The sequence below is a fragment of the Tateyamaria sp. 7Alg 36 genome (genome assembly GCF_059882455.1).
The window spans coordinates 1,331,655-1,344,042 of sequence record NZ_CM187613.1; the positions used below are offsets into that span (position 1 = coordinate 1,331,655).

The 12,388-nt window shown below is 60.3% G+C and carries 13 protein-coding genes; 2 read left to right on the forward strand and 11 right to left on the reverse strand.

The window, feature by feature from the left end; genetic code table 11:
• The first annotated feature begins 26 nt into the window (after positions 1–26).
• A complete protein-coding gene (locus AC6GQJ_RS06445; protein ID WP_500772918.1) occupies positions 27–1,214 on the forward strand; it encodes a DegT/DnrJ/EryC1/StrS family aminotransferase in 1,188 nt (395 codons plus the stop codon).
• A gap of 130 nt (positions 1,215–1,344) precedes the next feature.
• On the opposite strand, the gene phaR is transcribed toward AC6GQJ_RS06445, so the two are convergent.
• The 3 genes from phaR to AC6GQJ_RS06460 all read right to left on the reverse strand — a co-directional run bounded on the left by phaR (position 1,345) and on the right by AC6GQJ_RS06460 (position 4,517).
• Positions 1,345–1,905 (reverse strand): polyhydroxyalkanoate synthesis repressor PhaR, encoded by a 561-nt coding sequence (gene phaR, locus AC6GQJ_RS06450; RefSeq protein WP_500772920.1) that lies wholly within the window; start codon positions 1,903–1,905, stop codon positions 1,345–1,347.
• Positions 1,906–2,110: 205 nt separating this feature from the next.
• Positions 2,111–2,557, reverse strand: coding sequence for a phasin family protein (locus tag AC6GQJ_RS06455; RefSeq protein ID WP_500772922.1), 447 nt, complete (start codon positions 2,555–2,557; stop codon positions 2,111–2,113).
• Between the two features lie 154 nt (positions 2,558–2,711).
• Complete coding sequence (locus AC6GQJ_RS06460) at positions 2,712–4,517, reverse strand: PHA/PHB synthase family protein (protein WP_500772924.1); 1,806 nt, start codon at positions 4,515–4,517, stop codon at positions 2,712–2,714.
• Between the two features lie 151 nt (positions 4,518–4,668).
• Between AC6GQJ_RS06460 and phaZ the strand changes: the two genes are divergently transcribed.
• Positions 4,669–5,940 carry a polyhydroxyalkanoate depolymerase gene (phaZ, locus tag AC6GQJ_RS06465; protein WP_500772926.1) on the forward strand — a complete coding sequence of 424 codons (1,272 nt, stop codon included), beginning with the start codon at positions 4,669–4,671 and terminating at the stop codon, positions 5,938–5,940.
• Positions 5,941–6,011: 71 nt separating this feature from the next.
• Here phaZ and AC6GQJ_RS06470 read toward each other — a convergent pair whose 3' ends face one another.
• The 8 genes from AC6GQJ_RS06470 to AC6GQJ_RS06505 all read right to left on the reverse strand — a co-directional run bounded on the left by AC6GQJ_RS06470 (position 6,012) and on the right by AC6GQJ_RS06505 (position 12,212).
• The gene (locus tag AC6GQJ_RS06470; RefSeq protein ID WP_500772928.1) at positions 6,012–6,722 is read right to left on the reverse strand and encodes an alpha/beta fold hydrolase; all 711 of its coding nucleotides are present in this window, start codon (positions 6,720–6,722) and stop codon (positions 6,012–6,014) included.
• Between the two features lie 99 nt (positions 6,723–6,821).
• Positions 6,822–7,916 (reverse strand): ABC transporter substrate-binding protein, encoded by a 1,095-nt coding sequence (locus tag AC6GQJ_RS06475; protein WP_500772930.1) that lies wholly within the window; start codon positions 7,914–7,916, stop codon positions 6,822–6,824.
• Entirely contained in the window at positions 7,916–8,938 is a 1,023-nt protein-coding gene (locus tag AC6GQJ_RS06480; protein WP_500772932.1) for a peptidoglycan-binding protein LysM, read from the reverse strand. The genes AC6GQJ_RS06475 and AC6GQJ_RS06480 overlap by 1 nt, the downstream gene beginning before the upstream one ends.
• Positions 8,939–9,055: 117 nt before the next feature.
• Complete coding sequence (locus tag AC6GQJ_RS06485) at positions 9,056–9,688, reverse strand: hypothetical protein (RefSeq protein WP_500772934.1); 633 nt, start codon at positions 9,686–9,688, stop codon at positions 9,056–9,058.
• On the reverse strand, positions 9,688–10,116 hold the full coding sequence (locus AC6GQJ_RS06490; protein ID WP_500772936.1) for a VOC family protein: 429 nt from the start codon (positions 10,114–10,116) through the stop codon (positions 9,688–9,690). The genes AC6GQJ_RS06485 and AC6GQJ_RS06490 overlap by 1 nt, the downstream gene beginning before the upstream one ends.
• The gene (locus AC6GQJ_RS06495) at positions 10,116–11,099 is read right to left on the reverse strand and encodes an alpha/beta hydrolase (RefSeq protein ID WP_500772938.1); all 984 of its coding nucleotides are present in this window, start codon (positions 11,097–11,099) and stop codon (positions 10,116–10,118) included. Before AC6GQJ_RS06495 ends, AC6GQJ_RS06490 begins: the two co-directional genes overlap by 1 nt.
• Positions 11,096–11,848, reverse strand: a complete 753-nt coding sequence (locus AC6GQJ_RS06500; protein WP_500772940.1) for an alpha/beta fold hydrolase — start codon at positions 11,846–11,848, stop codon at positions 11,096–11,098. Before AC6GQJ_RS06500 ends, AC6GQJ_RS06495 begins: the two co-directional genes overlap by 4 nt.
• 151 nt (positions 11,849–11,999) lie before the next feature.
• Positions 12,000–12,212, reverse strand: coding sequence for a hypothetical protein (locus tag AC6GQJ_RS06505; protein ID WP_500772943.1), 213 nt, complete (start codon positions 12,210–12,212; stop codon positions 12,000–12,002).
• Positions 12,213–12,388 lie beyond the last annotated feature (176 nt).

A 12,388-nucleotide genomic window follows, 5' to 3' on the forward strand; every position in this document is an offset into this window, starting at 1 on the left:
AAATCTATCCATAAGGAATCTGAAATATGGCCCTGCCCGACATGCACAGCGCGGAAGCAATCCCCGAAGCCGCCCGCGCCGAGATTGACCGCCTGCTGACATCGGGCGACCTGTTCCGCTATACTGCTGCGTCTGATGCGCCAGTGTCCCTGCTGGAAAGCGAATTTGCCGACATGATGGGCGCGAAATACGCGCTGGCAGTGTCGTCTTGTTCGGCGGCGCTTTTCCTGTCGCTAAAGGCGCTGGACCTGCCACGGGACGCGCGCGTGTTGATCCCCGGGTTCACATTTGCCGCGGTTCCCTCGGCGGTGATGCATGCCGATTGCCTGCCCGTCCTGTGCGAGGTGGGGGATAACTACCGCATCGACATCGATGATTTTGCCGCCAAACTGCCCGACGTGCAGGCTGTGATCGTCAGCCACATGCGCGGCCACACCTCTGACATGGATGCGATCATGGCGCTGTGTAACGCGGCGAACGTGCCCGTGATCGAAGACGCCGCCCACTCCCTTGGCACCACATGGCACGGGGCCAAGATCGGCACGATTGGCAAGATCGGCTGCTTTTCGTTCCAATCCTACAAAATGATCAATGCGGGCGAAGGCGGGATCATGATCACCGACGACGCCGATCTGGTGGCACGCGCGATCATTATGTCCGGCGCCTACGAACATAACTGGAAAAAGCACGCCGTCCTGCAAGACGCCTTTGCCAAACACCAGAACCAGCTTCCGCTGTACAACCTGCGCCTGTCCAACCTCAGCGCCGCAGTCATCCGCCCGCAGCTGCCACATCTGGCGCGGCGCGTGGTGGATGGTCGGCGCAACCACGACCATGTCGCGGCCTTGCTTAACCAAAGCGCCCATATCGATGTGCCAGCCCCCTTGCCCGGTGAAATCCGCGCCCCCGACAGCATCCAGTTCAATCTGGTTAATATGACGGATGAAGAGGTGGCAACCTTCGTCTCGCTCGCTGCTGACCAAGGGGTCAAGGTTCAGGTGTTCGGGGCCAGCGCCGATAATGCCCGCGCTTTCTGGAACTGGCAGTTCATCCCCGACCTGCCCGACTTGCCCGCCACGCGCCGCATGTTGATGCGGGCCTGTGACGTGCGCCTTCCGGTGCACCTGCCAACCGACACGCTTGATGCCGTCGCAGATGTCCTACTGCACGCGGTCGCAGGAGCCTCAGAACCCCAAGCGGCCTACGGTACTTAACCTTCTCTGTTCAAAAAAATCCCGGGGACGGGTGCATCGCACCCGGGGGCAGAGCCCCTCATAAAAGGTCTGCAAACGCAGCCAATCCGCAGAATATCACGAAAGGCGCATACCAGATGCGCCCTTCATCTCACGACAGCTTTGACAGCTTGTCCTGCAACTCGGCCAGCTGCTTTTTGATCGTGGCCAGATCCTCTGCGTCTTCCGCGTCTTTCGCGGTATCGCCCGTACTTTCGGTTGCCGTCCACGCAGGGGCCAAACCGCCGGTCATCGCCTTCATGAAGGCCGCCTGCTGGGCTTGCATCATCTCGAACCCCGGCATTTTTGCCATCGGGTTCATCGCGCTGACATTCTCCAGAACCTTGCTCTGACCGTTGCGCAGCATTTCAAAGGACGCCTCAAGGAACTGCGGCACCACCGAAGCCCCACCGCCCATGTAACTGCGCACAAGGTCGTTCAGCACATCGACGGGCAACACGCTTTCGCCGCGGCTTTCGTGTTCTGCGATGATCTGCAACAGGTACTGGCGCGTCAGGTCGTCACCGGTTTTCAGGTCGACCACCTGCACTTCGCGCCCATCACGGATAAACCCCGAAATATCGTCCAGCGTCACGTAGTCGCTTGTTTCAGTGTTATATAGACGCCGACTGGCATACCGCTTGATCAAAAGTGGTGCTGGTTTTTCTGTCACGAGCCGACTCTCCCTTGTCTGCGTGCTGCATCGCAGCTTAGGGGCAGGCTTTGCAAAAAGAAAGGACTACGCTCGTGCAGCGTATGCAGGCGTCGAAACGACACCCTGCCCAACAGCCGGCACAAAAAAACGAGCCCCGCAAAGGGGCCCGTTGAAGTAATCGCGCTATTTCAGGGAGGAAGATCGCGCGATGGTCTTTTTCGACTTACTTCTTCGCTGTCGCTTTTTTCGCAGCAGCTGTCATGTCGCCTGTCGCTTTTTGAACAGCGGCAGATGCGTCTTCGCTGATGTCTTTACCAGCGGCCATCATCAGTTCGACTGTGTCCATCTGAACTTTCTTGGCGACTTCAGCGAAGGCAGCCATGTGCTCGGATGTGACTTCGGCGTAGGACGACGCGAAATCGGTCATTGCTTTTGCGTAGTCGGCAGGCTCGGACTTGGCTTTGGACATGTCCGCCAGTTTCGCCAGAGTTTCTTTTGTCCACTTTGTGGAGATTTCTGTCGACTTCTCGGCCGCGTCAATCGCTACGGAGCTCAGTTTTTCGTTCAGCGATGTTGCTGTTTTAAACGCGTCTTCCATTGCTGCTGTGTCAACAGGGAAAGAACCCATTACGTCTTTGAACATTGCTGTCATGTCAGGTGTATTAGCCATTGAATTAGATCCTTCTCAAATCTCTGCGGGAGGGGCCCCGCTGTTTCTCGTCTGAGAAGAATATAGATGCTGCGGCGCAGCATTTCAACCTTTTTTGCTGCGGCGCAGCAGAAAAGTTAACCCTACGAAAACTTTGGATAATCCGCCCGTTTCCTCAGGGTTTCGCCTTGACGGTAACGTATGTTCCAGGTGCGTCGCACAGGATCGGGTGCGCAGAATCGCCCGGGATTCGTGCCTCTACCTGACCGCCGGCGCGCTTTTTCAGCCACGCACCCCACCGCGGCCACCACGATCCTTCGTGGAACGTCGCGCCCTCCTGCCAGTCCTCGCAATCAAGGCTCAGGTCGGTGTTTGTGTAATGGCCGTACTTCTTTTTGCTGGGCGGGTTCACGATGCCCGCGATGTGGCCGGACTCTGTCATGATGAACGTCTTGTCCTTTGACCCCATCGCCTGAATGCCGCGATAACTCGCCTTCCACGGGGCGATATGATCGGTTTCGCAGGCGATGGCGCAGATCGGCACCTCGACATCGTCCAGCGTCAGGTGGTGCCCCATCAGATCAAAACCAGTCGTGGCGAGTTCGTTGCGCTGGCACAGGCCGCGCAGATATTGCATCGCCATCTTGGCCGGCAGGTTGGCCCCGTCCCCGTTCCAGTACAGCAGGTCGAATGCAGGCGGCGTTTCGCCCATCATGTAGCTTTTGATCGCGGGCTGATAGACGAGGTCATTCGAGCGCAGGAACGTAAAGGTGCGCGCCATGATGATCGACGGCAGGATGCCCTTGTCGGCGCATTCCGCCTCAATCCCGTCGATGAAGTCATCGGTCAGGAACGGCGCGAATTCCCCCTGATCCCCGAAATCGGTCAAGGCGGTAAAGAAGGTCGCGGATTTAATCGACGTATCGCCGCGCTGTTTCAGCAAGCCAAGCGTCAGGGTCAGCGTCGTACCCGCAATACAATAGCCGATCGCATTGACCTGCTTTTCGCCAGTGATCGCCTTGGCCTCTTCGATCGCGGCGAGGTAGCCGTCCTGAATATAGTCCTCGAGCCCGACACCGGCATAGGCCGCGTCGGGATTGACCCAACTGACCACGAACAAGGTATAGCCCTGTTCGACCAGCCATCTGACCATGCTGTTCTGTTGTTTCAGGTCGAGGATGTAGAATTTGTTGATCCACGGCGGGAACAGTACGATGGGCGTCTTGTGCACGGTTTCGGTGGTGGGCGTGTACTGGATCAGCTCCATCATCCGGTTGCGGAACACCACCTTACCCGGCGTGGTAGCGATGTTACCGCCCAGTTCGAACGCCTTGTCATCAGCCAGTTTGACGATCAGTTCGCCATTGTTGGCCTCAAGGTCCGAGATCAGGTTCTCAAGCCCCTGCACAAGGCTTTGCCCTTCGGTCGCCACCGCCTTTTCCAGCGCATCGGGGTTGGTGGCCAGAAAATTGGTGGGCGACATCATGTCGAGGATTTGCCGCGAGAAATAGCTGAGCCGCTGCTTTTCCTTGTCATCCATGTCGGTGACGTCTTCGATGGCCTGTTCGACCGCCTTGGCGTTGATCAGGTATTGCTGTTTGACGAAGTTGAAATAGGGATGCGTGTCCCACAACGGGTTGGCAAAGCGGCGGTCCTTTGGCCCCGGATTGGCGGGGGCCGTCAATTTGCCGCTGGCAAGCGCTTGCTGTGCTTCGACAAAATGGGTCACGGATTTCGACCAGAACTGTAGCTGGTGTTCCAGAACTTTGGCCGGATCGCGGAACGCTTCGGTCCAGTAAGCGCTGGCGGCCTTGGTGAACAGTTCCTGATTCGGGCCATCAAGGGCAGCGTTGTGCATGCTGCGGTGCGTCATTACGTGGGTGAGACGTTGCGTCAGCTCCTCCACTTTTCGCAGATTTGTGTTCAATTTATCGAGGTTTTCGCCAGAGTTGGCACCATCTTTGGTGTCATCGGTTGTCATATTAACGTCTTCCTCGTAATCTTTGCACATGCAGCATTCGCAACGTCGAACCGTCTGCCTGCATATGGTCGCATGTTTCGGGGGGCAAAGCGACATCGAGTCCGAGAGCGGGCACCCTACGCCCGCCCCCAACAGCAGTTAGGAGTGCGTGATGCGCTATATGGCCAACTACGACTTTATGGAGACGGTGCGAAACACGAACCAATGGCTGGGCGCAACCGCGCAGGCCTTGGGCAGCTATCCTGCTTTTGCGATGGTGCCAAACCCTGCGATGCAATGGATGCGCGCATGGGGTGAAGTCACGGAACGGACCTTCCAGCGCATGATCGTGAAACCCGACTGGAACATCCCTTCGGTAACTGGCGAGGATGGCAAGGACCATCTGGTCGATATCGAAATGGTCGTACCCGGTGCCTTTGGCGATCTGATCCACTTTAACGTCGCAGGACGCAAACCGCGTGATCGCAAGGTTCTGCTGGTCGCGCCGATGTCCGGCCACTACGCCACCTTGCTGCGGTCGACCGTGATGTCGCTGCTGCCCGATTGCGAAGTCTACATCACCGACTGGCACAATGCGCGTGACATTCCCGTCAGCGCGGGCAAGTTCGATATCGAGGATTATACCCTCTATCTGGTCGACTATATGCGCCACCTCGGCCCAGACACCCACGTGATCGCCGTGTGCCAGCCTGCGCCGCTGACCTTGGCCGCGACCGCCTATCTGGCCGAGGAAGACCCAGCCGCGCAGCCGCTGTCGCTGACCCTGATCGGCGGGCCCATTGATCCCAACGCCAATGCGACCGATGTGACCGATTTCGGCCATCGCGTCACCATGGGCCAGTTGGAAGAAACGATGATCCAGCGCGTCGGCTTCAAATACCCCGGCGTGGGGCGCAAAGTGTATCCCGGCCTGCTGCAACTCGCCTCTTTCGTGTCGATGAACGCCGACAAACATGCCAAGGCGTTTCAGGACCAGATCAGCGCCGTGGCAAGCGGTGCGGCAGGCGATCACGACAAGCACAACAAGTTCTACGATGAATATCTGGCCGTGATGGACATGACGGCAGAGTTCTACCTGTCCACCGTCGACCGCATCTTCAAGAATGGCGAGATCGCCAAGAACGAATTCGTGGTCGCGGGCAAACAGGTGGATATCGGCAAGATCACCACTGTCGCGGTTAAAACCGTCGAAGGCACCAATGACGACATCTCGGCCCCCGGCCAGTGTATCGCGGCGCTGGACCTGTGCACCGGCTTGCCAGACGACAAAAAGGCTAGCCATCTTGAGGAAGGCGCAGGCCATTACGGGATTTTCGCGGGCAAAAGCTGGCGCAACAATATCCGTCCGCTCGTGCTCGATTTTATCGACGCAAATTCCAGCAAAGCTCCGAAAGCCAAGCCTGCGAATACCAACGCGGCCTGACAAGCGGGCGCAATTGCGCCCGTACAGCATACAAGACAAAAGGCGCGGCATGGTCCGCGCCTTTTGTCTATCTAGCGCAGAATAAGTGGCTGGCGCATCCAGCCGCGCAGGGCTTGGGTGGTTTCTGCGGGCGCTTCGAGGGTGGGCAGGTGGCCTGCGTCGTTCAGCACTTTCAACTCGGCCCCTTGGATTAGTTCCGCCATGAATGTGTGCCGTTTGACCGGACATAAAGTGTCATGCTCACCGCACAGCACCATCGTCGGCACGCGGCATTTGCGCAGCGTTCCCTGCTGGTCGCGACGGCGCTGCAAGGCGCGCGACTGGCGCACAAAGACATCCGGCCCCAATGCGTCCGCCATATCCATCACCAACCCGGCGACCTCATTCCGGTAGGGGCCGTTGCTCACGCAGTTCGGTACGATCTCGTCGCGCATTACCTCTTGCAAACGACCGGCGCGCACTTTGACAATCTGCGGTTCGCGGGCGGCGGCAACGGGCGGGGTTTCGGCCAGCGGATTGGTGTCCATAAGCGCCAGACGGGTGATCCGATCGGGCGCACGGCGCAGCAACTCCATCGCGACGATCCCACCCATGGACAACCCAGCAAGAGCGAACCGCGCAGGCAGTTCGTCCAGCAAAACGCTCGCGATCTCCTCGATCCGCTCACCACGGGTGACGGGTGCCACCATCACCGCATATTCCGAAGACAGTTCCGCGATCTGCGGGCCGAACAGGCGCGCGTCGCACATCATCCCTGGAAGGAAAACAATCGGCTCAGCCATGGCCCTGCCCCACTGCGAATGTCATCTTTGCCTGCCGTTTCTCTTTTTTGTGCACCATGGCCCGCAGTTGCGCGCACGGCAAGCCCAACATCGGCGGTTTCAGCTTTTGACCTGATCCCAGAACAGGGCGAGGTGGCGGCTGACGATCCGGTTGAAACGCTCGGTCTGTTTCAACTTGGCCAGCCCCGCGTTGAAGCGGAACAAATGCGCCGTCCCGCGCCAATGGGTTTTCGAGATCACCACATGCAGCCCCTCGACCGACAAAGGGCGCGGCAGGGGCGTCACCCGCGCCGTGAGATCCAGTTCGAACAGCTTTTGCACACCCAAGAATTCATCCAGCGCAACGGCGTCCACCTGTTTATCCAGCAGCATAGTGAAACAGTCCGCCGTGGTTGCGGGCTGAACCAGCATCACCAGCCCCTGCGACAGCCAGCGGCGGTCGGCACGGTCGAGGTCATGGGTGAAATAGCCTGCGGGCCTGCACAACGTCTTGCCATGCAAATCCTCGTCAGCGGCGAAAGTGATCGGATCATCGGTGCGCGTAAAAAGCAGCGTGACAATATCGACCACCGGATCGGAGAAGTGGAATGCTGTACACATCTCCTGCGTTGGCTCGGCGTCGCAGTCGGGTTTGAACACCGGAAAGCCCATGTCGAACTTGTGACCATCAAGCTGCGGGAACAGGTGGCGCGACCAGTCCCCTTCCCATGACAGACTGTAGGGCACCGCATTCGGCGTCGCATCCAGCGCGGCTGTCACCAACTCGCTCAGCATGCCTTGTGCGGGCCAGTTCGCATCACTGAACGGCGGATGCCCCGCCCGCGCCAGCAGGCTGATCCCGATGTCCTGCGCGCGGCGCGGCATGGGCGCAACGCGGGTCGGCGCGGCGGGGGCTGCCTGCAAAACAGGCGCATTCAGTGGGGCGGGTTCACTTTGCGGCGCAGGTTCTGCCACGGGCGCAGGCGCATCGGGGCACGGAATGGTCAGCACGGTTCCCGGTTGAATATCCAGCAGCCCCCCGCCCTGCACATCCGGATTGGCATAAAAGATCGCCGACCAAAGCGACAAATCCCCCAATTGTTCCTCGGCGATGGAAAAGAACGTCTCCCCCGGCCCGACGGTCACCTGCGGCTCGCAAGCCGCTGCACGTTCAGCCAGCGCCATGGCAAAGGCGGCGATGATGGCCCATCGCATCAGTTTACCGCCCAATAGGGGCGCAAATGGCGGTTCAGCACTTCTTGGAACTTGCCATTCTCGCGAATGCGCCGCAGCCCGTCATTAAAGCTGGCCATCAGGTTCTGCGCGTCGGGATGGGACTGCGCGACCAGCACATGCAGCGTTTCGAGCGATACGGCGCGGTTGCGCACGGGCGTCACCTGCCCCGCCAGCTTCATGCGGGTGATCGCACTGCGCCCAGTGAAATCATTGATCGCCACCGCCTCGACCGTGCCCGCCATAAGCAGGTCAAAGCAGTCCTCGACACGGTCGGGCTGCACCAGCTTGATCTTGCCGTCCCGTATCCATGCGCGGTCGGGACGGTCCAGATCATGCAGGCTGTACCCCGCAGGGCGACATAGGGTGCGGCCCTCAAGATCGCGATCCTCGGCAAATGGGATGGGGCGTTTGCTAGCCGTGAACAGGGTGCCCACCACCTCGAACATCGGGTCGGAGAACAGGAAATCGGTGCACAGCCGGTCTTGGGGCACGGCGTCGCAGTCGGGCCGGTACCAAGGAAAGGCCATGTCCATCATCCCGTCGCGCATCAACGGGTCCAGATGGGCCGAGCGGTCGTTTATCCAGTTCAGCCGATAGGACGCACCCCGCCCTGTTTCCTGCATCACCGCATCGACGATGTCCGCGATCAACCCACCGTGATCCAACCCGCGATCTGCAAAGGGCGCGAAATCACCCGTCGTCACCAGATTGAGGACCGAACCGTCCAACGGATCAACAGGGCGCGACGCAGCGGCGGCGGCCGGTATGGCGGGTTCGGTTTCAAGGCATTCGACCCGCAGCCGCGTGCCAATGCGCAATGTGTCGGGATCACCGCCGACGGCTTCGGCGTTTTCGCGGTGTAGGCGCACCCAACGCCCCGCATCCTTGTAGATACGGTCGGCAATACCCGACAGGCTGTCGCCGCTTTGAACCACATAAATGTCATCGCAGGTCTGAGCGACGGCAGGCGTCATCCACGCCGCCGCGATTATCGCCGCCATCCCCAGAATACATTTCATCGCGTTCCCCAACACGTGCGCGTAGGGTTCCCCATATTGTGGGGGCGCGTCAACGCATAAGGCAGATATTGTGAACACTGTGACATGCGCCCCTGCCCCTTACGGGTAGGTAATGCCGCGAAACGCAGGGAAATCGGCATAGCGTGCGCGGCGCGCCTCGGGTGGTTCGTCCGGTTCCTGCCCCTTGCGCAGCAGCACCCCCTTGGGCGCGATATAGCTTGCGATCACGCGCTGCGGCACAGGGCGCCAGTCAAGGTTGAAGGCGCAGAGTTTGGGAAAGAACCACATCGCGGAATAAGGCAGATGGTCATGCACCCACCACGCCAGATCGCGCCAGTCACGCCCCTGTTCGTACTGGTCGGCGAACCACGGGATCACCAGAGATGTGCCCGCAATCGCGCCCTCGCCCGCTGCACGGTCCCAGATGTGGCATTCCGCTGGATAGTCGTTGCGCGCGCAGTTCAGCTTGTGCGCATTGCCATAGGCGTTGAGTTCGGGCGAGCGGTAACCGGAGCGGATGCCCAGCCTGCCGAAAGTCTCTTCCAGCGGATCAAGAAGCTGCGTGCACAGCATCCGCCCGTGTTCAATCGCTAGGTCGGGATCGGTTGGCAGGTTCTGTATCCGGTGGAAATTTCCGATCTCGGAATACAGGAAATCACGCATGTAGAAATGTTTGGACAGACGCACGCGGCCTAGGGTCTCAAGGCTCCATATGCTGGCAGGGCGGCGCATCAGCCAGCGCCGTTCCACTGGAATGCGCCGTCCTGGCCAAGCGGCGAAAACGGGTTCCACGCAATTTCCCAGATATGCCCCTCGGGGTCCGCGAAATAGCCGTGATGCCCGCCCCAGAACACGTCCGTCGCCGGTTTCAGGATACGCGCGCTTGCCGCCTCAGCCCGCGCCAGCAATGGGGCGACGTCGTCCTTTTCGCGCAGGTTGTGGCCCAGCGTGACCGCGCCATGGCCCAACGTGTCAACATCGACGCCGATGTCCTTGGCCAGAGCCTCAAGCGGGTAAAGGCCCAGCGTCTGGCCGATCAGGTCGAAGGCAACCACGCCATCGGGGCTGTCAACGCGTGCCCAGCCAAGTGCGGTATAAAAGGCCGCCATCGTGTCCATGTCGCGCACGCCCAAGGTGATCAGGGAAATCCGCTGTTCCATCACTCGCGCCCCAATCCTTGCACCCATTCATACATGCCGCTCACCGCGCCGTCGGTCTGGCTGGGCGACAGGATGTCACCAGCGATCACATGGGCGTTCGGATCGTCTTTCGCCCCCATCACGGGGTTCACGACAGTCGCCTCTCCGCCCCAACGCGCCGAGACTTGCGCCGTGATATCAGGGCGCACAACCGTATCGTCGGGCGAGAACCAGAAAAGTGCGGGAAGGGTCTGATTGCTGTGATCCTGTGCCATGGTTGCGTCGATCAGCGCCGCCATGGGCATGACCGCAACGCTTGGATATTCGGTAGTCCAATAACGCCCGTGATCGGCATTCTGTGGTTCAAAACTGCGCGTGGCCCCTGCCAGTGGCGGCAACCAGTAGCGCGCCGCAGGCCAGCTCAGCAGCTTTGCCAGCGGGTTGTTTAGCCCGAAGTTCGGTGAGACAAAGATCAGCCCCGCCACATCCTGCATCATCTCGGGGTTCTGCGACACCGCCGCAACCAGTGTGCCGCCTGTGGAGGTCGACAGCACCAGAACCTTGCGACCCGCGATGCGCGCGGCATGCAACCCTTCGTCCAGATCCGTGACCCAGCCTTGTACCGAGCCGCTTGCCAGCGCATCACCACTGCGCCCGTGCCCTTGCAGCCGCGTATAGATCAGGTTCGCGCCCAGCCGTTGCGCCAGCCTGTCCGGCACGGGGCGGATTTCCTCGCTCGTCGCGGAAAACCCGTGGACATACAGGATGGCCCATTCGGTCTGGATACCGGGTGCACCAGCCCAGATCACACGCTTTTCAACGCCGGGGGTGATGTCGTCAAACGCGCCTTCGACTTCAGCAAAATACGCATCCAGATCGGGGTTGATCGAAATGCCGCGTGGCGTCAGCGTCGCATCCTCGTATGGGCCCAGCAGGCACAGCGCGGCAATGCACAGCGACAGGCCCAGCAGCACAATGCCAACGATGCCCGCCCCCCGCCTCATGACGCTGCCGTCAGCACATCTTTGATCGCGTCCTCGATCAGTTCCAGACATGGCCCATCCGAAAACCGGTGATCCGCGCCCTTCACCAGCAGCAGCCGCATGTCGGGGCTGTCCGCATGGTTCAGCAGCCGCACGGCGGTTTCGGTGCTGACGGCACTGTCTTCGGTCCCTTGCAGGCAGCGCACCGGAAAGGGCAGCGGCAGGGCTGAGCGGAGAACCAGTTGCGCGCGCCCGTCCTCGATCAGACTGCGCGTGATGATATAGGGTTCCATATAGTCCGACGGCATTTCCACGCGGCCATCGCGTTCCAGAGCGGCATGCTGTTCGGCGCTAAAGGACGCGGCATAGCCGTCTTCGGTAAAGTCGGGCGCGGCGGCAATTGTGACGAGCCCCGCCACGCGGTCGGCATGGGCGCGCGCATACAACAATGCCTGCCAGCCCCCCATGGAACTGCCCACCACGACCAGCTTACCTTTAGTCAGCGCCGACAGGGCGGCTGCCGTATCTTCGGCCCAGTCACCAATGCAGCCTTCCTCGAACGTGCCGGAGCTTTGGCCATGGCCCGAATAGTCGAACCGCAGAAACGCGCGTCCCTGTGCGGCGCACCATGCCTCTAGATGCACGGCTTTGGTGCCCTCCATGTCGGATTTCAGACCGCCGAGGAACACGACCGTTGGTCCGGTTCCGTCCAGACGGTGATAGGCCAGCCGACGGCCCTGTGGCGTTTCCAGATATTCAGGCGATGCCATATGTCCCCCATGCGCTTTTGCGCGATCATGCGCGGGGGCGGCGCGGCTGTCCATCCCGTTGCGGGGACAACGCGGCGGCAGGCTGGCAATGTGAAAGGGCGTCAGCGCCAAGCGCGGCGCTGTCATCGTTACAGGGCGTCAGTCGTGCGGATCAGCCGCCGACATAGGTGCCGCGTGCGGGGCGGTAGAACGTCTTTTGATTGTGCAGCTTGCCCAGCAGTTCGTGGATCTGGCGCACGTCTTCGTGGCTGCGCCCGTCACTCTGGCCCTCTTGCGCTGGCGACAGCTTGGCGCGGCGCAGGGCATCTTCGATCAGGTCGAGGTCGGAGACATTCAATTCAAAAGTTGTGTTGTATTTGGGCACTGCAAATCCACCTTTGCCTGCAAAAGTTTCCGATAGTGAACAAGGGAAGAAATAAGGGTTTTTCGCCAAAGGTCCAGCCCAAAACGTCGCAAAATGACGGCAGAGAGTCGGTTTGACCCCGCACTCTGCCGCCCCCACCCACCGCATTCATGCGCCCTACACCTGCTGCGCTCAGC

Excerpts from the sequence above, each read along its gene's own strand:
- AC6GQJ_RS06445 (WP_500772918.1), top strand. The coding sequence starts at position 27 with ATGGCCCTGCCCGACATGCACAGCGCGGAAGCAATCCCCGAAGCCGCC.
- AC6GQJ_RS06455 (WP_500772922.1), bottom strand. The coding sequence starts at position 2,557 with ATGGCTAATACACCTGACATGACAGCAATGTTCAAAGACGTAATGGGT.
- AC6GQJ_RS06460 (WP_500772924.1), bottom strand. The coding sequence starts at position 4,517 with ATGACAACCGATGACACCAAAGATGGTGCCAACTCTGGCGAAAACCTC.
- phaZ (WP_500772926.1), top strand. The coding sequence starts at position 4,669 with ATGCGCTATATGGCCAACTACGACTTTATGGAGACGGTGCGAAACACG.
- AC6GQJ_RS06470 (WP_500772928.1), bottom strand. The coding sequence starts at position 6,722 with ATGGCTGAGCCGATTGTTTTCCTTCCAGGGATGATGTGCGACGCGCGC.
- AC6GQJ_RS06475 (WP_500772930.1), bottom strand. The coding sequence starts at position 7,916 with ATGCGATGGGCCATCATCGCCGCCTTTGCCATGGCGCTGGCTGAACGT.
- AC6GQJ_RS06480 (WP_500772932.1), bottom strand. The coding sequence starts at position 8,938 with ATGGCGGCGATAATCGCGGCGGCGTGGATGACGCCTGCCGTCGCTCAG.
- AC6GQJ_RS06485 (WP_500772934.1), bottom strand. The coding sequence starts at position 9,688 with ATGCGCCGCCCTGCCAGCATATGGAGCCTTGAGACCCTAGGCCGCGTG.
- AC6GQJ_RS06490 (WP_500772936.1), bottom strand. The coding sequence starts at position 10,116 with ATGGAACAGCGGATTTCCCTGATCACCTTGGGCGTGCGCGACATGGAC.
- AC6GQJ_RS06495 (WP_500772938.1), bottom strand. The coding sequence starts at position 11,099 with ATGAGGCGGGGGGCGGGCATCGTTGGCATTGTGCTGCTGGGCCTGTCG.
- AC6GQJ_RS06500 (WP_500772940.1), bottom strand. The coding sequence starts at position 11,848 with ATGGCATCGCCTGAATATCTGGAAACGCCACAGGGCCGTCGGCTGGCC.